This window comes from Chryseobacterium pennae (genome assembly GCF_003385515.1).
Lineage (GTDB): Bacteria > Bacteroidota > Bacteroidia > Flavobacteriales > Weeksellaceae > Chryseobacterium > Chryseobacterium pennae.
On record NZ_QNVT01000007.1, the window covers coordinates 20,395 to 44,983 of the forward strand.

Sequence of the window (24,589 nt, forward strand, 5' to 3'; positions counted from 1 at the left end):
TCTTAGCCTAAATTTGCTATCTTTGAGGTAAATGAAATGAATTAATGCCAGATTTTTTACATCCAGATAAGGAAAACTACTCTCGGGAGGAGTTGATGCAGGAAGAACAAATTCGTCCCCAAAGCTTTAAAGATTTTGCGGGACAGAGAAAAACGCTGGAAAATCTTGAGGTTTTTGTGACTGCTGCCAAGAGACGTGGCGGTGCACTTGATCATGTCCTTTTACATGGTCCACCAGGTTTAGGAAAAACAACTTTAGCCAATATTATTGCCAATGAACTTGGGGTAAACTGTAAGATTACCTCTGGTCCTGTATTAGATAAACCCGGAAGTTTAGCCGGCTTACTCACCAATCTGGAAGAAAATGATGTTCTTTTCATTGATGAGATTCACCGTCTTTCACCGGTTGTAGAGGAATATCTGTATTCAGCAATGGAAGATTATAAAATCGATATTATGTTGGAAACAGGTCCTAACGCAAGAAGTGTACAAATCGGACTGAATCCTTTTACGCTGGTGGGAGCAACTACCAGAAGCGGTATGCTTACCAAACCTATGCTTGCAAGATTTGGTATCCAAAGCCGGCTGGAATATTATTCTATTGAACTTTTATCGATGATTATTCAGAGAAGTGCAAGGGTTTTAGGAGTAGTTATCTATGAAGATGCTGCTATTGAAATTGCAAGAAGAAGCCGTGGAACACCAAGGATTGCCAATGCTTTACTGAGAAGGGTGCGTGACTTTGCAGAAATCAAAGGGAATGGTGAAATTGAAATTAATATAACCAAATATGCCTTGAACTCTCTAAACGTGGATGAGTTTGGATTGGATGAAATGGATAATAAGATCATGCGTGTTATGATTGAAAACTTTAAGGGAAAACCGGTAGGAATTTCCGCTTTGGCAACGTCTATTGGAGAAAATCCGGAAACACTGGAAGAAGTCTATGAACCGTTTTTAATCCAGGAAGGGTTTATTATCAGAACTCCTAGAGGTAGAGAGGTTACTGATAAAGCGTATCAGCATTTAAGTATTTCAAGACCGAAAAATCCGGGAGAACTCTTCTAGCTTAATGTTCAGGTTTTTGTTCAGGTTTTGAGTTTAAGATTTAAAAAGAAGAATTGCTAATTTATGTTTGTTCCTAAATTGTACAGAAGTGAAGATATGGATGTGATGAGAGAAATTATCAAGGTAAATTCTTTTGCATTGTTCATTTCTTCTGTTGATAAAATCCGTGCTACACATTCCATGATGATGCTGAATGAAAGTGATCCGGAAAATCCCTATATTGAAACTCATATTTCAAGGGCTAATCCGCAGGCGAAAACCCTGAAAAACGGAGATGAAGTGTTATGTGACTTTTTAGGTGCCCATACTTATATTTCCAGCAGCTGGTATGACCATATCAATGTTTCCACATGGAATTATGAAGCAGTACAGATCTATGGAAAAGTGGAGTTAATGGATCAGGATGAACTGTATGCACATCTGGATAAATTAACCTCGAAATATGAACAGTTTCAGCAATGTCCCATGATGGTAAAAGATATGGGAAGAGAATTTGTGGAAAAGGAAATGAAAGGAGCCTTCGGGATAAAGGTTATTCCAACAGAAGTCTTCATCAAACAAAAACTGTCTCAGAACAGAAAGGAGGATGATTTTAACAATATCATTTCGCATCTGGAACAATCGGATAAAGATGCCCGGAAAATTGCTGAGAAAATGAAATTAATAAAGAAATAAATCAAAATATATATGAAGTTATATCCAATACAATGTGGAAAATTTAAACTGGACGGCGGTGCTATGTTTGGTGTCGTCCCAAAGAGTCTGTGGGAAAAAACTAACCCGGCAGACGAAAAAAACTTAATCGAATTAGGAACCCGCTCCCTGCTTATTGAGGATGGAAAAAAACTGATCCTTGTAGACTGCGGTCTGGGCAACAAACAGGATGATAAATTCTTTGGGCATTATTCTCTTTGGGGAGATGATACCTTAGATAAAAATTTAAAAAAATATGGCTTTGTAAAGGAGGATATTACTGATGTATTTCTTACTCACCTTCACTTTGACCACTGTGGCGGTGCTATAGAATGGAATGATGACAGAACAGGCTACAGGCCTGCTTTTAAAAATGCACAATTCTGGACAAATGAAAACCATTGGCAGTGGGCAACAGAGCCTAATGCAAGAGAAAAAGCCAGCTTTCTGAAAGAAAATATTATCCCTATTCAGGAAAGCGGACAGCTGAACTTTTTACCCCTTCCTACTACCGGAAATTACGGATTTGCTCCTGATCTGAAAATGGATGTCATTTTCGTAGACGGACATACGGAGAAACAAATGCTTCCTGTTATTCAGTACCAGGAAAAAACAGTTGTTTTTGCGGCAGACCTTATTCCTACTGCAGGACATATCAATCAGGTATATGTGATGGGATATGATACAAGACCCCTTTTAACACTGGAAGAAAAAGGAAAATTCCTTAAACAGTGTGTAGATAATGAATATTTATTATTTTTTGAACATGATGCTCACCATGAGCTGGCAAGCCTTAAAATGACTGAAAAAGGAGTAAGGCTTGATGAAACGTTCAGTTTTAATGATGTTTTTGGGTATTAATTTTTAATTATGGAAGAATTACATTCAGAGGCTCAACAAGCAGAGCCACCCGCACCCAAGATCATTGGTTTAACAGGAGGAATTGGCTCGGGAAAATCTACAGTTGCTAAATTCATTGAAGAATTTGGTTTTCCGGTTTATTATTCTGATGATAGAGCAAAAGATATTGTCAATGATAATGAGGATCTGAAAGTTCAGATCAAAACATTACTGGGAGATGAAGCTTATGATGAAAATGGCTTATATGACAGGAAATTTGTAGCAGCTAAGGTTTTTAATAACACTGATCTCCTTCAGCAATTAAATGAGATTATTCATCCTGCAGTACGCATTGATTTTGAATCTTGGATAAAGCAGCAAACCAAATATCTGGTTTTTAAGGAAACAGCTTTATTATTTGAGCTAAGACTCAACAGACAATGTTATAAATCTCTATTGGTAACTGCAGAGGATAATATCCGAATCAAAAGAGTAATGGATAGGGATAGCAAAACCTATCGTGAGGTAGAAGCTGTTATGGAAAAGCAAATGCCTGAAAAAGATAAGATTAAAATGGCAGACTGTATCATTTATAATAATACAAATCTGGAAGAACTGAAAGAGCAAACCGAAAAGGTCATCTTTGCTATTGAATAAATCGTTAGTTTTCCTAACTTTTATATAAAAAAGCCCTCATTTCTGAGGGCTTTCTTTATATACATTATTCTTTAATAAATTTCTTTTGTGCAGTTTTATCATTATCATCAATATCTATTACATAGACCCCTTTGATAAGCCTGCTTACATTGAGTTGATTATTCAGAAGAATCCCGTTTGTTACAATCTGTCCTGCTGTATTGTAAATTTTATATTTTGCTTTCTTGCTGATATTCTTCACATACAATACTGAACTTACAGGATTAGGATAGATTAAAATATCTGTTTGGTTCAGAGGATTAGGAGTATATTTTCCAGATATCCTTATGGAATAGTCTTCTACTTCTCCGTTTTTAATATTAACACAGTTTACAGGAATACCATCACGCTCCATTGCAACCCGCATCACTACATACTTATAATCTGTCATACTTACAAAAGCGTCTGCCGGCACATTGAATCTTCCCGTAACAGGAGTTGTTGTATTTGGTGGGGAGGCGAGCACTTTTTCATCAATATCAAATTCTCCATTTCGGTTAAAATCAATCCATACGGCAATTCCTTCCTTATGGCTGGTTCCTGTCCATTTTTTTTCAATTGTGATTTCATTATCTGTAGACCCCTGAACCATTTCTATAAATGCCTTAGGAACTCCGGAATAATCCGTATAAGTTGATGCTCCTGAGGCATTTTCCATAACCGGCTTTCCATTTGGTCTTACAGTGACCTTGGCAATGTGTTCATTCGTAGCATTTCCGGAAACCATTTTACAATACGTTACAATTGGGGTTATAAAATAGTATGGAAGTGTGAATGTTCCTGATGATGCTCCGTTACACACATTGGCGACCTGCATTTCGTATTTTGTATTCTCCAGTAATCCTGTTAATGTATAGGCATTTGTGGCTACAGGAATATTGGTCCAGCTTGGAACCCCCACTCTTCTATATCTGAGAATATAAGTTACTCCTGGGAAAGAATCCCATTTAATTTCTGCTGAAGTAGGTAATAACTGGGTGATGGTTAATCCTGGTGGAGGAAGCTCACAGTTTCTTTCTGTCGTAAATACAATTGAATTTGAATATGAATTCCAGATCGTCTCATTCGCACACTGGCTTGCAATCTGTACTTCATAGGTAGTAGAAGGAACTAATCCAGATAACATATAACTATTAATCGGGGCAGCCGGAAGATCAATTTCAGGATTAGGCCAACCTGTAACCCCTACTTTTCTCCATCTCATTTTATATTTTACATTTACTACTGCAGTATTCCAGGTAACAACTGCAGTATTTGTTGTAACACTACCTACCATAACACCTGGCGGAGCAGGATCACATCTTGTCGTGAATGTTTGGACAGGAGTAAATATTCCTGCTGTTTTTCCACAATTTGCAGCCACCTTTACTTCATAGGTAGTAGAAGGAAACAGATTATTAAGCGTATATGGAATACTTGAAACGTATACATCGGTCCATGTTGGGGTCCCTTGCACTCTATATTGCAGAAGATAGGTAAGGTTATTAGCTGCTGCCACCCAATTAATGTTGGCTGAATTATGGGTTATTGTATTCACCATAAAACCTGTTGGAGTATCTGTACTGCATGGTCTTAAACGTACTACATAATCTTCCACTTCCCCATCTATTGCATTCTGGCACATTACAGGAGCGCTGTTTCGTTTCAGGACAACTCTCATTGTAGTTGTTAACGGGCCAGAATAGGCTCCTGCAGGAACATTAAATTTAGCAGTAACAAGAGTAGTTGAACTGGCTGCAGAAATAAGAATACTTTCTGAATTATCAAAAACACCATCTCTGTTAAAATCAATCCATGCTGTAACCGCTACACTTCCTGTAGCCCCGGTCCAATCTTTAACAACGGAAATCTTATTATCAACAGAACCTATTTCCAGTGTGATCAATGTAGCCGGAGTTGTATAGCTTATATAATTTGTTTGTGCAGAATTATTACTCATTACCGGCAATCCGGGATTTATTGGAGTAATCGTCACATTTGAAATATGATCATTGGTTCCTGTTCCGGTCATAGAACAATATGTTAATATAGGAGTGGTAAATTGCTGTGAAGGAGAAAATTGCCCCTGCACAGCTCCATTACATTTGGTAGCTACCTGAACTTCATACTGAGTCTGCTCCGTTAAGCCTGAAATAGTATAATTATTTATGGGAGCTGGTACAGGATTTATAGTGGTCCATGTAGGGCCTCCTATTTTTCTGTATCTTAAAACATAGATAGCCCCCGTTGTTGCAGCCCATGACACATTTGCAGAATTGGGGGTAAGGTTAGTGATTGTGATATTAGAGGGTGCAGCATTGGTACATGCTGGTATATCAATAATTTTCACTGCATAATCCTCAACTTCACCATTAGTAAATGAGGTGCATACATTAGGATTATTCACATCTCTTAAAATTACCCGCATACGTGTTGTAAGTGGTCCTGCATAGGCACCTGCCGGCACCTGAAATGTTCCTGTTACAGGAGTAACTGTATTATTGGATACATTTAAAATTCTTTCAGAAGTTTCAAAAGTACCATTTTTATTAAAATCAATCCAGGCACTTACAGCTTTGTTACTCATAGCAGCAGGCCAGGATTTGGAAACTGAAATGGTATTATTGTTAGTTCCTCTAACTACAGTAATTAACTGTGCAGCATTTACAGAATAATCTGTATAATTATTGGCTCCAGAGGAATTACTCATAGTATAAGAATTTGTTGCAGCTACTGTTACATTAGAGATATAACCATTGTCTGTATTACTGGAGGTTACTGCACAATAAGGAGTCATAAACAATGTTGGCGCGGAAAAATTACCGGTTATCCCTGAGCAGATATTGGCAATCTGAACTTCATAATGTGTTCCTGCTGTTAATCCTGTAAGTGTTACCGTATTTGTAATAGGATTTGGTGCATAAGTTGTCCAGACAGAAGTTCCTGCAACACGATACTGCACAATATAGGTAGCATTAAATGAAGCATTCCAGGTGATTGTTGCAGAGTTTTGAGTCAGGGTTGTAGCTACTACCCCTCCCGGAGGATTGGAAGTACAGATTGGTAATGTATCTATTGAAGCACTACCTACAGCATAAAATACATTATTGATAGCACTTACCCTGATTTTGGCAATCCCGCCAACTGTAAGGGGAAAGGAACTAAAGTCTAACGTTTCACTTCCGTCATTAGGAGTTGAAGCAGTCACTACGTTCCAGCTTCCTCCATTATCTGTAGTAAAATCTATTTTGACATTGGCTGCATTATAAGGTGCTGTATTAGTTCCTACAACATCCCAGGTTACGTTTGTTGGTCCGTTATTATAAACCGTGGTGGGATTTACTTTGAAAGGACCGTTATTTCCTACAATAATAGTCTGAACCGCGGACTGAGTCTGTTGCTGATTGGCAAGTGGATGATTATCCCTTACTGTTATTGAAAATTTTGTTGTTCTTGCAACTGTAGACACTGCTTCCCAACCATTGATATCATGTAAAACTCCTGCTAATACAGAGGACAATTTAGGAAAATAACGAATAGGGCTCGTAGATGGTATTACAGATCTGAATGATGCACCGGAAATTGTATTTCCCAAGTTGATATTATCAATAGGAGGAGTGTTATCAAGCATAGCATCCGCCTGTTCCCAAGTATAGGTCATCGGATCATTTTCAGCATCTGTGGCTGCAGCTGTCAGAACAAATGCTGTTCCTTTAGGAATATTATAGGTAGGCAGAGCAGCAATTACTGGAGAATTATTTGTTATTGCTGTTTCTATATCACATGTCGCGGTAGCTAAGACTGTTTGAACCTGATTAATACTGTTTCTAAGGAAATAAGCATCACTATTGGGCTGTATATCAAATGTTCCTCCTGGAGAAGGGGCAGTACCGGCATTGCCATTTGCAACTCCTGCATAGCCCATAATTGTTGTACCTGAGCCGGGTTCAAATTGTGTATTGGGTCCTTGAAACTCATACATAAATGTATGATTTCCTCCCAGTTGATGTCCCATTTCATGAGCAACAAAGTCAACATCAAAAGTATCTCCCTGTGGAACTCCATTAGCGGGAGAGGTATAGCCTGAACCTTTACCGTTTCCTGTTGCTGGATTTGGATTGCCTGGATCTAAACAAATACAGCCAATACAGCCAGCCATCCCTCCTCCTCCTGATGCACCAAATAGATGTCCAATATCATAATTGGCATGTCCCACATTGGAAGCTAGTGTTTGCTGCAATTCTGTACTCCATGGAAAATTTGGGGGTGAATTTCCTATGCTTGCAGGAGAGTAAGGATCAGTATTGGGATTTGTATATATGACATTCGGGTAGTTTTGTAAATTTAAATGAAGGGCAAAATCTTTTTCAAAGATTCCATTTACCCTGGTGAGTGTAGCGTTAATAGCTGTTAAAGCTCCTGCCACTGTACCTCCAAAAAACTGGGTATATTCACCCGTAACAGACATAACTAATCTCAACGTTCTATATTTTCGGTCAGAAGATCGTTTAAAATCTGTAGGTTGATTAGTAAAAGATTTCCCATATTGATGAAGATTTTCTATTTCTTGCTGATCACCCTCTCGTTCCCTAGTTGAACATATAAAACCATTTTTTCCACCTGATGTTTTCGGGTGGACTTCGTAGATTGTTTTATCTACATTGGCTGGTTCTATAAACTCGGTTCCTTCACTGGTCATAATCATAGACTGAAAATCATTAGGAGCCAGGCTAAACCGTAAATATTTAGAGGGATCATCTACTCCTACCCCTACATAGGAGCCTAACTGATATTGATCGGCCAACTCTTTCACTACAACAGGAAAACTATACACAGCAAATCTTTCAATTTTTCCACTTACAGTGGGTAAAGATATAGTGACAGGCCGAGCGTTTTGACCTGTCTCCTGTGCGCTCTCTAATTGAGATTTTAACAATGAAATGTCCAAAGAATAAAAGTTTTTGGCCTGTGAGCCCTCGTGAATCGCTTTTCCTCTGAATGCCGAAGGAGTCCATTGTGCATGGAACATTGCCAACAAGCTAAGGAAAAAGAAAGAAGTAAAAATTTTCTTCATAGTATTTCTCAAAACTTTGTATTAATCTCACAAACCTACTCACTTTATTATCAATAAACAACATTAAAACACAAATACAATATAAAGTCACTAATAAAACATTAAATAAATTGAAAATTTAAACAAATAATCAATATTCGAATAAAAATATCAACAATTGTTGATTTATTTTCCTTAAAATAAAAATCTGAACAAAAAAATAAGCCTTCATTTCTGAAGGCTTATTCTATATGAAATTTAGCTAATTATTCTTTGATAAATTTCTTTTGAGCAGTATTACCGTTATCATCGATATCTATTACATAAACACCGTTAATCAATTTGCTAACGTTAAGTTCATTATTTAATAGAATACCTTCTACTACGATTTGCCCTGCAGCATTGTAGATTTTATATTTAGCTTTTCTGCTGATATTTTTCACATACAATACTGTACTTACAGGATTAGGATAGATCAGGATCTCTGTCTGGTCAATCGGATTAGAAGCTCCCAGTTTAGAAATTCTAACTGTATAATCTTCAACTTCTCCGTTTTTAACATTCACACAGGCTACAGGAACCCCATCTCTTTCCATTGCCACTCTCATTACTACATATTTGTAATCTGTTGTACTTACAAATGCGTCTGCCGGTACACTGAACTTACCTGATATAGGAGTGTCAAGGCTTGGATATGAAGTCAGGATTTTTTCGTTGATATCAAACTCTCCATTTCTGTCGAAGTCAATCCAAACTGAAATTCCTTCTTTATACGTTTTTCCAATCCATTTTTTCTCGATGATAATTTCATTATCCGTAGATCCCTGGATCAGTTCAATCATTGCCTTAGGAACACCTGTATAATCTGTATAGCTTGATCCTTTTGATGCATTTTCCATTTTAGGTTTTCCATTTGGAATAACAGTTACCTTAGAAATGTACTCTGCTGCTGAATTTTCTGATTTCATCTTACAGTAAATCACAGTAGGTGTTGTAAAGTAGTACGGAGGAGTATAATTTCCTGGTTTTCCGCTACAGATATTAACGACCTGCATTTCATACTTTGTCATTTCCACAAGACCGTCCAGTACAGCTTTATTAACAGGTGTAGTAATTTCTGTCCAGCTTGGAATACCCACTTTTCTATATCTAAGGATATAGGTAGCTCCCGGATATGCATCCCATGCAACCTCTGCAGTCGTTGGCAATAGTTGAGTAATTGTCAGTCCCGGAGGCGGGATTTCACATATTCTTGTGGTTGTAAATACCTGAGAATTTGAGAAATCATTCCAGTTGGTTTCACCAGCACATTGATTGGCAATCTGAACTTCATAAGTAACAAATGAATCCAGATTATTCAGTACATAAGTGTTGGTAGGAGCAGCAGGAAGATTGATTTCAGCATTTGGCCAATTTGGAGTTCCTACTTTTCTCCATCTCATTTTATATATAGCATTTGGTACTATTGGATTCCACGTAATCAAAGCACTTGTTGGGGTGATATTGCTTACGGTTACTGTCGGAGGTGTTGGATCACATCTCGTCGAGAAAGTCTGAATTGGTGTAGCTGGTCCCACTGTTCCACCACACATTGTAGAAACTTCAATTTCGTAAATTGTTGCAGGATTTAATCCTGTAATAGTAAGTGGAACATTTCCTAATACTGTAGATGCATAAATCTGCGTCCATGTAGAAGTTCCCTTTACTCTATATTTTACAAGATAAGTTGTCGTATTAAGAGCTCCTGATAAATTAACAACAATCGAAGTATGAGCCGGAGTCCCAAAAACAGGTGGATTTGGCATCGCATTACTACATGGTCTGATTCTTACCGCATAATCTTCAACTTCACCATTAGCAGCATTTGCACAGGCTGTTGGAACACTTCCATTCTTCAGCATTACTCTCATCGTTGTAGTATATTGTCCTGTATAAGCTGTAGGAACATTAGGAACAGTAAACAGATCAGTAACCGGAGTGGTAGTACTTGCCGGAGAATTAAGAATTCTTTCAGAAGTTTCAAACTGTCCGTTTCTGTTATAATCGATCCAGGCTACAACGGCATCATTACCTGATGATCCTGTCCATCCTTTTCCAACAGCAATTTTATTACCACTTGAATTTGCATCTAAAGTAATAAGGGTAGCTGGTGTTGTATAGCTTGTATAATAGTTCTGAACAGTTGTGTTGCTCATCACAGGAACACCTAAATTAGATGAAGTAACAGTAACATTTGAAATGTGATCGTTATCTCCACTACCTGTTACCGGACAATATTGCAGCGGTAATGTAGTAAATGGCATAAGTGCAGACCAAGCTCCTGTTACCCCACCACAGATCGTAGCTACCTGAACTTCATACTCAGTTTGCTCTATTAAAGTGTTTGTTGGAATAGTATAAACATTTCCGGGTGCCGGTATTGTGTTAATAGGAACCCAAGCATTCCCTGGTGCCACTTTCTTTCTATACTGTAGTTTATAGGTTGCCCCAGTAGCTGCAGTCCAAGAGAATGTTGCACTTGTATCAGTAATGTTTGAAATCGTAATATTTGTTGGCGGAGCCGTTGTACATACTGGCTGGTCAATCAATCTTACTCCATAATCCTCTACTTCTCCATTGCCTGTAAAAGGCCCACAAGGAGAGTCAACATCATCATTCAGCATAACCACTCGCATACGGGTCAAAAGAGGCCCATCATAAGTAGCGGGAGATGGAGGAAGTGCTATTGTGAAACCAGTACCTGTTGAATTCACAGGATTGGTTGTGCTATAAGAACCATTAACAAATCTTTCAGTAGGTTCAAAAACTCCATTTCTGTTAAGGTCAATCCATACTCCTATTCCATAGCTTGATGAAGAACCAGGCCAGAATTTAGTAATCGTTATTTTATTATTTGATGTACCTCTCACTAAAGTAACTAATCTTGTAGGATCAGCAGAGTAATCTTTATATCCATCATATCCTGAATTACTCACCATTAACGGACCGTTCGTAGGAGTAACTACAACTTTACCAATATACCCGCTTGGCATAGCAGTAGGCGGAACATTAGCACAGTATGTAAGAGCTGGTGTTGTAAAATTAGTACTTGCAGAGAATGGTCCCTGTGGACTACCGTTACAAATTGTTGCGATCTGAACTTCATATGTAGTTCCATCTGCCAAATTAATCAACTGTTGATTACTAGCCAGAACTGCTGTAGCTGGCAACGTTTTCCAAGGTCCACCAGAAGTTGGCCTGTATTGTACCACATAAGTAGCTCCTAGTGAAGGCGTCCATGTAACAATAGCAGTACTTGAAGTAATACTATTTATGGCAATATTAGTAGGTGGTACTGCAGAACAAGGTACAAGTTCTATCCCAGTAAGTCTGATTTTCGGAATATCTTTGTGTCTACTAGTTGCAGTTGGAGGAGAAGCAGGATCTGGATTGGTGCTATCATTTCTGTATAACATTCCTCTCTCAACACTAACTGGGAAACTTCCCCATCTGGCTTTCGTAGCTGACGCATAGCCGGGAGAGTTTTCATCCACAGCAATAACAATATTACTTGTTCCATCCCATAACATCGGAGTAGTTAATGGTATGGTAACCCACGTTCCGGCTGTCATTGTAGGAAGAGTACCTTCCCATACTTTTTTCAAAGAAGAATATGGTACCCAACTTGAACTTCCAGGAAAACTATTTTGCGTGGTATTGCCCATATAGACTACCCACTCATTATATTTATTCTGCTCAGCAGTAACAGGCTGTTCAACATAGAACTTAAGTTCAGTGATAAATTTGCCAGCTCCTACAGCTCCTAAAACTTCTGCAGCAGTGTAAATCTGCTGAGAATAGTTATATCCATAGTATGCATCTACAGGAAGTTGTTCTGTATAAGCAGTTCCGGTTCCAATCTGCCCAGGGGCAAATGCAGGTCCCTCAACCCAGGAGCTTTTGTCTGTAGGTGTACAAACGGCTCTTACCCACCAATAATAAGTGGTTCCTGATACCAATGGAGATAAAGGGGCAGAAGTTCCTGCAACAATAGTTCCTATTGTACCAACAGCTGAAGTCGGTGGTGTCCCCGTTGTATTGTAATATACTTCATATCCTCCTGCAGGTGCTGAACTCGAAGCTGCCCAACCAACAACAACACTTGTAGGTGTCATTGATCCTACCGTCAGGGAACCAGCAGTTGAAGGAACCGGAAGACACGTAGGTGGTGTTGCAAAAGATTTTGGCGTAGTATTCCAGGCACTTTGATCTGTTGCACTACATCTTGCCCTTACCCATACATAATAGGTTGTATTAGGAAGTAAAGGAGTAAGTGTTGCACTTGTTCCTGACGGAACATTCTGTGTTGCCGGAGCTCCTGGAGGAGGCGTTGCCCCCGTAGTATTATAATAAATATCAAATCCTAATGCAGGTGTATAACCAAACGCAGTCCAGGAAATTGCTGCTGTTGTAGGCGTTATTGTTCCTGTTGTAATAGTTCCGGCAGCAGGCATTGCCGGACATGTAGCCGGCGTAGCAAAGGCAAATGATGCAGACCACTCACTTTGATCAGTTGCACTACATCTTGCTCTTACCCAAACATAATAAGTTGTATTAGGAAGCAATGGACCTATCGTAGCGGTAGGTGTTGCCGGCGGGACAGTTACATTAGGTGCTGTGCCGGCTCCCGGTGGTACATTAGTTGTGTTATAATACACATCATACCCTAATGCAGGTACCGGTACATAAGCAGGCCACTTGATCTCAGCACTTGTTGCTGTAATTGTTCCTGCAGTGATTACACCACCAGGAGGCATAGACAAACATGATGGTGGTGTTCCGAAGGTCATCTGAATATTAGGTCTGTTACCCGTAACCGTACCATTTCCGGTAGGCGCTGTAGTGTTGCCCTGAATATACATATGTCCTGTTGGTACACTAGAATAGGTAAGCTTTGCTCCTGTAGTGAAGGTTCCAGAACCACCATAGTTAGTTTCTACAAGCACCATAAGGTTATCCACTCCATTATAAGTGAAAGGAAGCTGTAAAGGGACAGTATACCATCCTGTTGGTACAAGACCTACAGTTCCACTATATAATAAGGTAGCCCCGGTAGTTGCAGCAGCCCAGTTTTGAGCTGTAAGCGTTGTAGCAGGTACAGCTTTTATATAAATTTTTAGAGGAATCCCTATATTGAAAGTTGAGGTAGAATTCCATCCCAAGGATAAAATACTTCCAGCAGTTCCTCCTGCGGCAGCAATTTCTGCAGCCGTGTAAACAGATGCGGAGCGTTCAAATCCATTAGCAACCCCTAAAGGATACTTTTGGGTTGCCGTTCCGGTACCAATTGTAATGGTTTGTGCCTGTATGGACAATCCGACGACCATACAGAGCAATGCAATGAGCACCTTAAAAGGTCGGCTCATTTTACAGAGTAAAAGTCCACTCATATTTTTTAAAATTTAATAATGATAACGATAATTAAGAATTATAGTATTTCCATTTAACAAGGCCCGTACTTTATTTCCAAAACCTCGTAATTTACAGAGTATCTGTAGTAAAAAAAGTAATTTTATTCCATAAACTAATATTTTAATATTTACACAAATCTAAACATTTTTTCATTATAATACATTCTTTAAATTGTTTTTTTGTAAAAATTAAACTATAATACCCTATATGATTAAAAATAAAGAATCCATATAAATTCAGTAAATTTATATGGATTTGACCCTATTATTATTTTTTAATGCATTCAATAATTTCCGAAAAATATTATCTTTTATCGCAATAATATAATTTACATTCAACAACCAAAGCACATTTACTTTATTATCATCAATAAAGACTTTTTTAACGATTTAACTTCCAAATTACACATTCATAAGGTTAATACATGAGAAACGCTGGGAGTATTCAGAATATCATTTACAGGGTTTGGAGAAATTACAAAGTTGCTGTCTTTTTTATTTACTTCATTGTTATCTAGCATTTGCTACCTTTTAATAGCTTATTCTGAACTGTTCCAGGAAACAATGTCACACTATACAGAGAATCTGAATATCTTTTCTGGTAGTGCTAGCTTCCTATGCTTCATCAGATTTTGATACTGAAGTTCTTCCAAAGAACTTTAACAACTATATACAGTAATCAACAGCCCTGATCAGTAAAAACAAAAAACCCGGGAAAGTTTCCCGGGTTCAATGTTATGATTAATGAGTTTAATTAAAATTTATATGCAATATTCCATGCGAATCCCATATTAAATTTGGAGGAACTTTTTCCAAATCCAGGAATAATCATTGGAGATATATTATCCTGTTTGGAAGTATAGGCCAGATAGCGGGGCTGCAGATTAACATCAATATAAAAATTGGAATCAAACAACTGTACTCTTCCTCCCAAAGTACCTTCCAGCCAGAAAGAAGACTGTGAGGACGCAGGAAAAGACACTGAAGAATTACTTCCTCCATATCCACGGACAGGAACAGCCATGTACTCCTGATTATAAAATGATCCGGCAACTTTTCCACCTGCATAGAAACCATTGAATTCATTTTCTCTATCCTTAGCCAGCATATAAAATGCACCAAGCTTAATAAAAGGACCGCTTACTTTAGCATCATAGCTGTTTTTCTGATATATATTTTTCTCAAAACCAGCTTCTGCAATAGCATGAACGTTCCCATTAATCTTTGAGGAAATAAATCCCTGATATAACTTTCTATCTGAAAAGAATCCCAATCCTGTATTCAAGACATCAAGCCCAACCATAAAATTTGGCTCATATTTCCAATGTACTTTTTTTACTTCTTCTTTCTTTTCTTCCTGTGCTGAGGCTAGAATCCCGAACAGGCTAAAAAATAAGGTAAAGATTAGTCTTGTCTTCATTCAATATTTGATTTTGTCCATTTTCCAGGCTTTGAACAGGGTCAGGAGTTATTAATTCTGAACTTAAATTGTCATATGTTTTTTTGGCTCCACATCCGGGAGATACATATATTGCCTGTGTTGTATATTTAATTCTTACTTTAGATTCTTTACCTTTAGTAGATGTTTTAAAATAAATATCGGTATAAGGTGAATCATCTACCCTTAGAGGAATAAGCCTTGAATCTATTTTTTTCTGCCATCCCAAATCCACTTTTCCTGAACCATAATCTACTGCTACAGACAATGAATCAAGTGTTGTTTCCTTACCATCTGATGCTGCAGTCTTAAAGGCAACCTTCATTCTTGAAGTTCCCTCTCCGCTTTCGCAGATATCATCATCACTGCCACATGAATAAAACATTCCAACGAAGCAGAGCATTATGAGAAATTTAAAATACTTCATATTAAGATTTGAGCTCAAATTTAATTAAATTATTTTTTAATCAGCAATGCTATATTTTCTACGTGATGCGTTTGTGGGAACATATCTACCGGTAATATTTTCACTACATTATAATGTTCTTTCATCAGCGCCAGATCTCTAGCCTGTGTTGCTGAGTTACAACTTACATAGACTACTTTCTCCGGAGCTAATTTCAATATTTGTTCCACTACTTTCTGATGCATTCCATCTCTTGGCGGATCTGTAATCAGGACATCTGCTTTAGGATGATTTTCCATAAATTCATCGTTAAAGACATTTTTCATATCTCCACAATAGAAAGTAGTATTGGTAAGGCCATTTAATTCAGCATGTTCTATGGCTGCATCAATAGCTTCCTGTACAGATTCTATACCGATTACCTGTTTTGCATTTCTTGCTACATACTGGGCAATTGTTCCTGTTCCGGTATATAGATCATATACTACTTCATCTCCTTTAAGGTCTGCAAATTCAAGTGTTTTTCTATACAGTTCCAATGCCTGCTTATAGTTGGTCTGGAAGAATGATTTTGGTCCGATTTTAAACTTCAATCCGTCCATTTCTTCCATTAAATATCCTTCACCAAAATATACATTAATATCCAGATCATAAATAGAGTCATTGGCTTTTGGATTGATCGCATATACCAACGTTTTGATCTGCGGAAACTTCTCCAGAATATATGCAAAAAGTTTTTCTCTGTTTTCTTTTTCTTCTCTGAAAAGCTGGAATAACACCATCCATTCTCCTTTAGAGTTCTGTCTCATCATCAGAGTTCTCAGGAATCCTTCATGGTTTCTCACATCAAAGAAATCTAATCCGTTCTCTACAGCGTATTTCTTCACCGCTAATCGGATTGCATTAGATGGATCTTCCTGTAGAAAACATTCTTTAAGGTCTAAGATCTTACTCCACATTCCCGGAATATGGAATCCTAGAGCATCTTTGCTTCCAAAGTTTTCTTCAGAGCTTATTTCATACTGAGTAAGCCATCTCGCATTGGAGAAAGAAAATTCCATTTTATTTCTATAAAAATACTGTTCTTTCGAACCAAGGATTGACAGGGTTTCAAAGTCTTCAATTCCACCAATTCTTTTAATATTGTTATATACTTCTTCCTGTTTAAAATCAAGCTGTTTTTCATAGCTCATATTCTGCCATTTACATCCACCACAGGTTCCGAAATGCACACACTTCGGCTCTGTTCTGAAAGGAGATCTCTCTAAAACATCTACAGCTTCTCCCTCATAATATTTGGATTTGGCTTTTTTCACTCTTACATTCACAACATCTCCCGGAATTGCCCCCGAAACCAATACTGTTTTACCGTCTTCCGTTTTTCCAATAGCAACACCTTTTGCTCCGGCATTTAACAGCTTTATATTTTCAAGAACTAAATTTTTCTTATTCTTTCTGCTCATTCTAAAATTTTCTATTTTCCTAATCGAAACTTTAAAAGTTTCACTTTGCAAAAATACAATAAAAAAAACCTTATCCGAGGATAAGGTTCTGATCTATATTAAAGTTTATTATTTTGTAGGAGCAGGCTGCGGATTTGCAGGCTGTGGTGCGGTAGGATCAACCTGTAATTGTGGCTGCACCTGCTGAGCATTCGGATCTACTTTTGGAGCTGAAAGTCCTGTAAGTTTATCCAGAATAGTTACCAATTCCTGTTCTCCAAGATTTACAAAAGATCTGCTTGCTATTTTTCCATCTTTGTCAATGATTACAAAGCAAGGTAATTTGAATCCGTATACTCCATATTTTTTAGCAATATCAGACTCCATTCCTTTTTCTCCGTATACATTCACTCCCTGAATACCTTTTAATAATGAATTGCTTGTTTTAATAAACTGATCTTTTGTATCGTCTACGTTTACAAAAACAAAGTTCATTTTAGATTTGTAGAAATTTACAACTTCTTTTAAAACTGGTACCGTAGCTTCACCGATATAAGGATTCCATGAAGCATAGAAGAACAACATATAAGGTTTCCCTTTGTTTTCAGAAAGTTTGTATGCTTTTCCATCCTGTTTTACTAAAGCAGCTTCAGGAGCCACTTCTCCAATTTTAAGACCTGTAATTGCCATCTGCATTTTTAGAAGGTCACTTTTGATCGTTGCATCTTTAATATCTGTATCAATAAGCTTTTTGATCTTATCAAGATTTGCAGTAGTGGATGTCGGATGAATATCTGTCTGAGCCATCACAAATGCTAAAAGATAGTCTTTTGCAGTTTGAGAAAGGTCTTTTTTAGTATTCAAATATTTAGCAAACATTTCTGAAGTGGTAATTGCAGGTTTTGTTTTGCTGTTTGCTTCTGCATATTTCTGGAAATCCGGAGTCATTTTTACAAGAAGATATTGTCTGTAAAGAGGAATAGATTTTACCATAGCTTCCTTATCGTTATCCAATTTAGCCTCATAATCCGTTAAAGCTTTAGAAGGTTTATATCCTGGATTTCCTGCCATTACTCCATGTGACATTTCATAATTGGCAAGAAGGTTAAGAACTGTTACCTTAACATCATTTTTCTTCCAAGCTAAAAGAGCTTTGCTAGGATTATTTTTAGCAGCAAGATCATCAACACTTTTATTGATGTCTGCTTCTACTTTTTGCATCCCTTTAACGAATCCGTTTTCATCTCCGGCCATTAATCCTCTTAAGTCAACTTTATTGCCATATTCTCCTAAAAATTTCTGCGTTGCTGCAAGGAAATCATTATTCTTTTTGGCATCTCCGGTGATAACATATTCATTAGGGAATGTCATTGCATTTCCTGAGATATTAACTTTTTGTCCACCTTCAAGGTAGATCAGGTTTTGTTTGTTGGCATAATTGATAACATACATACCGTCTTTAGGTGCTTCAAAGCTACCTGAGAAGTTCCCGTCTTTATCAAGACCTATATTAATTAAAGGCAATGTTCCTACTCCGGAAGCTTCTACAAATTCGATTCTTTCTAATGGTGAGCTTCCCGTAATTTTTCCTTTTACTTCTACTTTTTTTGAACAAGACATCACGAAAATCGCGATGATAAACAATAAAAGATATTTTTTCATTTCAATTTTTAATATTACACAAAAATAAGCTTTTTAGGGCCTGTTAATTCACACTGATAATTTTTTTTGAAAAATTTTATTACATCGATAAAAAGGGACATTCCAATTACTTTTTTTGTCTGTTTTTTATCGTTAAAAAACAACTGAAACAATGCATTTTTTACATCCTTCAACTGCCCTCCAAATATATACTTATTCAACAAAGTAAACCTAAGATCCGGCAATAAGTTAACAAACTTTAACAGATAAAATAGAGATATAAAAAAAATCGCTCCCGAAACGAGAGCGATTTTTAAGTATTTTGAATCAATTCTATCCTTGATCTACAAGAGCAGACATGTATTCTCTGTTCATTCTTGCGATATTCTCAAGAGAAATACCTTTAGGGCACTCAACTTCACAAGCACCAGTGTTTGAACAGTTTCCGAATCCTTCTTCATCCATAGCTTTCACCATGTTCAGAACTCTTCTCTTAGCTTCTACTCTACCTTGAGGAAGTAATGCATACTGAGAAACTTTAGCTCCCACGAACAGCATTGCTGATCCGTTTTTACATGTAGCTACACAAGCTCCACATCCGATACAAGCAGCAGCATCCATTGCTTTGTCTGCATCTTCTTTAGGAACCGGAATTGCGTTAGCGTCCAATGTATTTCCTGAAGTATTTACAGAGATGAAACCACCTGCTGCCATTACTCTGTCGAATGCGCTTCTGTCTACCATCAAATCTTTGATAACAGGGAAAGCGGCACTTCTCCAAGGTTCAATAACGATCGTCTCTCCATCTTTGAACATTCTCATGTGAAGCTGACAGGTAGTAATACCTGTATCAGGACCATGAGCTCTACCATTGATGTAAAGGGAACACATACCGCAGATTCCTTCACGACAGTCGTGATCGAAAGCGATAGGTTCTTTACCATCGTTAATTAAATTTTCGTTCAGAATATCCAGCATCTCCAAAAATGAAGAGTCTGTAGATACATCTGATATTTTATAGGTCTCAAACTGACCTTTAGTTTTACTATTTTTTTGTCTCCAAATTTTCAGCGTAAGATGAAGGCCTTTTTTTGCACTCATAATGTTATATTTATAGGTTGGAGATTATTTGTAACTTCTCGCTTTAACTTCGATATTGTCATAGATAAGATCTTCTTTATGCAGAATTTCCTGTTTGATATCATCACCCTGATATTCCCAAGCTCCTACATATTTGAAGTTCACGTCATCTCTTTCTGCTTCACCTTCCGGGGTAGCATGATCTTCTCTGAAATGCCCACCACAAGACTCGTTTCTGTGTAATGCATCAATAGCCATTAATTGTCCAAGTTCAATAAAGTCTGCCACTCTGAATGCTTTTTCAAGTTCAGTGTTCATTCCTTCAACATCTCCCGGAACTTTTACGTTTTTCCAGAAATCATTTTTCACTTCTTCAATTTCTCTGATTGCTTCTCTTAACCCTTCAGGAGTTCTTCCCATTCCTACTTTGTTCCACATAATGTGTCCTAATTGCTTATGGAAGTGGTCTACAGAATGAGTTCCTTTATTATTTAAGAAGAAATCGATTTTTTCTTTAATTCCTTTTTCAGCCTCGTCAAACGCTGGTGTAGTGGTAGGAATCGCACCTGTTCTGATATCTGCAGAAAGGTAATCTGCAATCGTATAAGGAAGTACGAAATATCCATCTGCAAGACCCTGCATCAATGCAGAAGCCCCAAGTCTGTTGGCACCGTGATCTGAGAAGTTAGCTTCACCGATTACGAAACATCCCGGAATAGTAGACTGAAGATTATAATCAACCCATACACCACCCATTGTGTAGTGAACTGCAGGATAGATCTTCATTGGAGTTTTGTAAGGATCATCAGCAGTAATCTTTTCGTACATTACAAATAGGTTACCATATTTTTCTTCAATCCAAGCTTTTCCTAGGTCGTAAATTTGCTGGTCACTAGGATTATGAATATGCTTTTCAATAGCAGCTTCTTTACCTTTTTTGATAATTTCTGTAGAGAAATCTAAGTAAACTCCTTCTTTAGTATCATTATTTTCGATTCCGAAACCAGCATCACATCTTTCCTTACCCGCTCTAGACGCAACGTCACGAGGAACTAAGTTACCGAATGCAGGATATCTTCTTTCTAAATAGTAATCTCTATCTTCTTCTTTAATATTTTCAGGTCTTAATTTGCCTTCTCTGATGGCTACAGAATCTTCAATTTTCTTAGGAACCCAGATTCTTCCTGAGTTTCTTAATGATTCAGACATCAAGGTAAGCTTAGACTGCTGTGTTCCATGAACAGGAATACAAGTCGGGTGAATCTGTACGTAACAAGGGTTTGCAAAATATGCTCCTTTCTTGTGAATCTTCCAAGCTGCAGAAACGTTTGAACCCATTGCGTTTGTAGAAAGGAAATATACGTTTCCGTATCCTCCTGAAGCAATGACTACAGCGTGAGCAGAATGTCTTTCAATTTCACCTGTCACAAGGTTTCTTGCAATAATTCCTCTTGCTTTTCCGTCAACAATAACAAGATCTAACATCTCATGACGGTTGTACATTTTAATTCTTCCTTTACCGATTTGACGGCTCATTGAAGAATATGCACCTAATAATAACTGCTGTCCTGTTTGTCCTTTTGCGTAGAAAGTTCTTTTTACCTGAACTCCACCAAATGAACGGTTATCTAGCTGACCACCGTAGTCTCTACCAAAAGGAACCCCTTGAGAAACACACTGGTCAATAATATTTGCAGAAACTTCAGCTAATCTGTAAACGTTAGCCTCTCTTGCTCTATAGTCACCACCTTTAATGGTATCATAGAATAATCTGTAGGTAGAGTCACCGTCTCCCTGGTAATTCTTAGCTGCGTTGATCCCTCCCTGAGCTGCAATAGAGTGCGCTCTTCTAGGAGAATCCTGGTAGCAGAATGCTTTTACATTATATCCCTGCTCAGCTAAAGTAGCTGCAGCAGAACCTCCTGCCAAACCTGTACCTACAACAATAATATCAATCTTATCTCTGTTGTTTGGTGCAACAAGGTTCATATGATCTTTATGATTTTTCCACTTGTCTTTAAGAGGACCCGCTGGAATTCTTGAATCTAATTTACTCATACTAGTATATTGATATTATTGAGTTATAAAATGATAAACCGCCACGATGATAAATCCTGCTGGAATAAGGATAGAATACCATGTTCCGAAAGCCTTAATCACAGGCGTATATTTTGGGTGTCTTGCTCCGATAGACTGGAATGAAGACTGGAATCCATGAGCTAAGTGTAAGCCCAATAGCACAAAAGAGATCACGTATAAAGCAACTCTCCATAAGTCTGCGAACTTCTCATGAAGCTCTGGCCAGAAACGTTCTGAATCAGGAGCTATTCCTTCAACATACTTATAGTTGATTTCATGTAGCCAGAAATCATATAAGTGAAGCGCTAAGAAAGCTAAAATAACAGCCCCCGAAATAATCATATTTCTGGACATCCATGAAGAATTCACTGATGCGTTGTTTGCTGCATACTTTACTGGACGCGCTTTATTATTCTTGATCTCCAATACAAATCCCATCGCAAAATGGAAAATTACTGCAAAACCAAGAATAGGCTGCATTAAGAACTGCACAAAAGGATTATAGCCCATAAACTCAGATGCTGTATTGAATGCATCCCTGTTTAGAACTGATAACAAATTGGTCGTCAAATGCAGTATAAGAAAAATCAGCAAAAATAGAGCTGATAATGCCATCGCATATTTTCTACCTATCGTAGAACTCGTTAAACCTGCCATATAAGTTTAAATTTGAATTTCCCACAAAATTAAGAAATGTTAACAATATCAAAAAGTGAGAAATCTCACAATTAGTCAGTTTGTAATCTTTCTAAATAAGAGCTTAATAGGTTATAAATAAAGAAAAAACCAAAAAACCAAAAATCATCATTCCATATCATACACCTGATCTCCAAAAACTATTTTTTTAGTTGAAAAAGGAATCGCCCTTATTTCAAAATGATGTATTCTTCTGGATGAACAATAGGGGTCTACTATAAATTGTAAAACCTTTTTCCTGTCTGCTTTATGCGGAATCCAAAAGCGAACCTTATTTCCTGTCTTTATAGAGATGACTGTACACTTACTGAAGGAATGAATAATCACCTCTTCCTTCTGATTTTCAACAATATTACATCCGGTCCTTATCATTAGAAATGCTAAAACAGAGATTATCAAATTCATGGAATTTCTAAGGTTTAATTTTAAAATCACAGCCCGTAACAAATATACTACAACTGATACAGACAATACTTCAATCAGATTCATAGGAATGTTTTTAATGAGTACTGCATCTAACCCGGCAAACCAGTGAATAATCTTAAGAAGGAACTGGATCATATAATCATAAACTATATCAATAAAGCTGAAATCCATACCAAAAGCGATAAGAAGTGTCATCAAAAATGAAAACACAATAATCACTTCAGAAAAAGGAACAATTGCAAAATTGGCGATGACTGATACAAAAGAGAACTGATGGAAATAATATAACACCAACGGAAGCGTTGCCAACTGGGCAGATACTGAAATGGTTATGGTATTAAAGATCAGTTTCTTTAAATAATTATCGGCGGGGGGGAAGTATTTCAAAAGAGGCTGATTCAACCAGAAAATTCCTAATACAGCAACAAAACTAAGCTGAAATCCCACATCAAAAAGCTGTTGGGTATCCGGAATCAGAATAATAAATGCAGACAAAGCCAATGAGTGCAATAAATCCGGTTTCCGCTGCAGTAAAACAAAAATAAAATACACACTCAGCATAATACAGGACCTCAACACAGAGTTTCCAAATCCAATAAATCCGGCAAATAACCAAATAAAAACCAAACTTGAAATAATCGCATATTTCCTGAATTGTAATGGGATGAAACGAACCATTAAAAAATAAAAAAGTCCGAAAATAATGACAATATGGGTTCCGGAAATCGCTAACAGATGAACCAGCCCCGATCTATTGAAATCCTGTACAGTACCGGCATCCATTTCGGTTCTGTCTGCCAGAATAATTCCTTTCAAAAATTCTCTGCTGCTTCCTGACATTCCGGTTTTATCAATTTTCTTCAGAACATTGAGCCTATACTGTCTGATCTTATCGGTAAAGTTTATATCATCACGTTCTGCAGAGAAAACTGCATTTGAAATATACACCTGATATCCAATATTTTTCCGTTTCAGATACTGCGCATAATTGAATTGAAAATTATATTGAGGCTGCTTAGGCTGTGTGATGTAAGATTCTGCTTTGTAGTAATGTTTAAAATCTAATTCGTCATGGTTTCTCGGAATATAAAAAACTGCATTAAAACTCATTTCCCCAGATTGGGCTATCCCTTCATATTTTTTATATTTTTCTGTTGAATTTAATTTCTGGGAGATTTTAAAAACAATGACTTCTTTATTATTGACAGTTATATCAGTATTTTGAGAAAAAACAGTACAGAAATGAAGTAAGATGCCTATTCCGAAGAACAGTACTCCAAGAAGAGCCACCCTGATTTTATACAGCACATAGGTATTGAAGAATAGGGAAAGTAAAATTCCAAAATTGATAGCTGCAATCCCATACATCCATACTTTTCCCAATAAAAATTTATCCTGAAAAAAAATTCCAAGAATAAAACATAGTATCAGGATCAGTAGTGGTTCTCTATTCAATGACAGCTAATTATATCACCAATATAGGAAATTAAAGATTCACTTATTACCACTGTAATTACTAAATAAAACACCCTGTAATCTTTAAAGAGATTAACAGGGCGCTTATTTTTTTGCTATAAAATTGTATTTATATAAAAAGTTTTAC

At 37.2% G+C, this 24,589-nt stretch carries 14 protein-coding genes; 4 read left to right on the top strand and 10 right to left on the bottom strand.

Annotated elements, in window-relative coordinates:
• Positions 1 to 44 precede the first annotated feature (44 nt).
• The 4 genes from ruvB to coaE all read left to right on the top strand — a co-directional run bounded on the left by ruvB (position 45) and on the right by coaE (position 3,257).
• Positions 45 to 1,067: a Holliday junction branch migration DNA helicase RuvB gene (gene ruvB / locus DRF65_RS09110; RefSeq protein ID WP_115970451.1), complete on the top strand. Its 1,023-nt coding sequence runs from the start codon at positions 45 to 47 to the stop codon at positions 1,065 to 1,067.
• A 63-nt stretch (positions 1,068 to 1,130) separates the two neighbouring features.
• Entirely contained in the window at positions 1,131 to 1,742 is a 612-nt protein-coding gene (locus DRF65_RS09115; protein WP_115970452.1) for an FMN-binding negative transcriptional regulator, read from the top strand.
• A gap of 12 nt (positions 1,743 to 1,754) precedes the next feature.
• Positions 1,755 to 2,621: an MBL fold metallo-hydrolase gene (locus DRF65_RS09120; protein WP_115970453.1), complete on the top strand. Its 867-nt coding sequence runs from the start codon at positions 1,755 to 1,757 to the stop codon at positions 2,619 to 2,621.
• Positions 2,622 to 2,630: 9 nt separating this feature from the next.
• Positions 2,631 to 3,257, top strand: coding sequence for a dephospho-CoA kinase (coaE, locus tag DRF65_RS09125; protein WP_115970454.1), 627 nt, complete (start codon positions 2,631 to 2,633; stop codon positions 3,255 to 3,257).
• 64 nt (positions 3,258 to 3,321) lie between these two features.
• On the opposite strand, the gene DRF65_RS09130 is transcribed toward coaE, so the two are convergent.
• The 10 genes from DRF65_RS09130 to DRF65_RS09180 all read right to left on the bottom strand — a co-directional run bounded on the left by DRF65_RS09130 (position 3,322) and on the right by DRF65_RS09180 (position 24,441).
• Complete coding sequence (locus DRF65_RS09130) at positions 3,322 to 8,349, bottom strand: GEVED domain-containing protein (protein ID WP_115970455.1); 5,028 nt, start codon at positions 8,347 to 8,349, stop codon at positions 3,322 to 3,324.
• Between the two features lie 245 nt (positions 8,350 to 8,594).
• Complete coding sequence (locus tag DRF65_RS09135; protein WP_115970456.1) at positions 8,595 to 13,757, bottom strand: fibronectin type III domain-containing protein; 5,163 nt, start codon at positions 13,755 to 13,757, stop codon at positions 8,595 to 8,597.
• A gap of 775 nt (positions 13,758 to 14,532) precedes the next feature.
• Entirely contained in the window at positions 14,533 to 15,198 is a 666-nt protein-coding gene (locus DRF65_RS09140; RefSeq protein WP_115970457.1) for a DUF6048 family protein, read from the bottom strand.
• A complete protein-coding gene (locus DRF65_RS09145) occupies positions 15,164 to 15,619 on the bottom strand; it encodes a DUF6452 family protein (protein ID WP_228438597.1) in 456 nt (151 codons plus the stop codon). Before DRF65_RS09145 ends, DRF65_RS09140 begins: the two co-directional genes overlap by 35 nt.
• Positions 15,620 to 15,672: 53 nt before the next feature.
• Positions 15,673 to 17,085 carry a 23S rRNA (uracil(1939)-C(5))-methyltransferase RlmD gene (gene rlmD, locus DRF65_RS09150; RefSeq protein ID WP_115970459.1) on the bottom strand — a complete coding sequence of 471 codons (1,413 nt, stop codon included), beginning with the start codon at positions 17,083 to 17,085 and terminating at the stop codon, positions 15,673 to 15,675.
• Between the two features lie 108 nt (positions 17,086 to 17,193).
• On the bottom strand, positions 17,194 to 18,726 hold the full coding sequence (locus DRF65_RS09155) for a TlpA family protein disulfide reductase (protein ID WP_115970460.1): 1,533 nt from the start codon (positions 18,724 to 18,726) through the stop codon (positions 17,194 to 17,196).
• A gap of 312 nt (positions 18,727 to 19,038) precedes the next feature.
• Positions 19,039 to 19,806, bottom strand: a complete 768-nt coding sequence (locus DRF65_RS09165) for a succinate dehydrogenase/fumarate reductase iron-sulfur subunit (protein ID WP_115970462.1) — start codon at positions 19,804 to 19,806, stop codon at positions 19,039 to 19,041.
• A gap of 24 nt (positions 19,807 to 19,830) precedes the next feature.
• Positions 19,831 to 21,843: a fumarate reductase/succinate dehydrogenase flavoprotein subunit gene (locus DRF65_RS09170; RefSeq protein ID WP_115970463.1), complete on the bottom strand. Its 2,013-nt coding sequence runs from the start codon at positions 21,841 to 21,843 to the stop codon at positions 19,831 to 19,833.
• Positions 21,844 to 21,858: 15 nt separating this feature from the next.
• Positions 21,859 to 22,521 carry a succinate dehydrogenase cytochrome b subunit gene (locus DRF65_RS09175; RefSeq protein ID WP_115970464.1) on the bottom strand — a complete coding sequence of 221 codons (663 nt, stop codon included), beginning with the start codon at positions 22,519 to 22,521 and terminating at the stop codon, positions 21,859 to 21,861.
• Positions 22,522 to 22,668: 147 nt separating this feature from the next.
• Positions 22,669 to 24,441: a ComEC/Rec2 family competence protein gene (locus DRF65_RS09180; RefSeq protein WP_115970465.1), complete on the bottom strand. Its 1,773-nt coding sequence runs from the start codon at positions 24,439 to 24,441 to the stop codon at positions 22,669 to 22,671.
• Positions 24,442 to 24,589 lie beyond the last annotated feature (148 nt).

Bases quoted from the DNA above. Each gene is read 5' to 3' on its own strand.
- DRF65_RS09145 (WP_228438597.1), bottom strand. From the start codon at position 15,619: ATGCTCTGCTTCGTTGGAATGTTTTATTCATGTGGCAGTGATGATGAT.
- DRF65_RS09175 (WP_115970464.1), bottom strand. From the start codon at position 22,521: ATGGCAGGTTTAACGAGTTCTACGATAGGTAGAAAATATGCGATGGCA.
- DRF65_RS09165 (WP_115970462.1), bottom strand. From the start codon at position 19,806: ATGAGTGCAAAAAAAGGCCTTCATCTTACGCTGAAAATTTGGAGACAA.
- coaE (WP_115970454.1), top strand. From the start codon at position 2,631: ATGGAAGAATTACATTCAGAGGCTCAACAAGCAGAGCCACCCGCACCC.
- DRF65_RS09130 (WP_115970455.1), bottom strand. From the start codon at position 8,349: ATGAAGAAAATTTTTACTTCTTTCTTTTTCCTTAGCTTGTTGGCAATG.
- rlmD (WP_115970459.1), bottom strand. From the start codon at position 17,085: ATGAGCAGAAAGAATAAGAAAAATTTAGTTCTTGAAAATATAAAGCTG.
- ruvB (WP_115970451.1), top strand. From the start codon at position 45: ATGCCAGATTTTTTACATCCAGATAAGGAAAACTACTCTCGGGAGGAG.
- DRF65_RS09140 (WP_115970457.1), bottom strand. From the start codon at position 15,198: ATGAAGACAAGACTAATCTTTACCTTATTTTTTAGCCTGTTCGGGATT.
- DRF65_RS09120 (WP_115970453.1), top strand. From the start codon at position 1,755: ATGAAGTTATATCCAATACAATGTGGAAAATTTAAACTGGACGGCGGT.
- DRF65_RS09155 (WP_115970460.1), bottom strand. From the start codon at position 18,726: ATGAAAAAATATCTTTTATTGTTTATCATCGCGATTTTCGTGATGTCT.
- DRF65_RS09115 (WP_115970452.1), top strand. From the start codon at position 1,131: ATGTTTGTTCCTAAATTGTACAGAAGTGAAGATATGGATGTGATGAGA.
- DRF65_RS09170 (WP_115970463.1), bottom strand. From the start codon at position 21,843: ATGAGTAAATTAGATTCAAGAATTCCAGCGGGTCCTCTTAAAGACAAG.
- DRF65_RS09135 (WP_115970456.1), bottom strand. From the start codon at position 13,757: ATGAGTGGACTTTTACTCTGTAAAATGAGCCGACCTTTTAAGGTGCTC.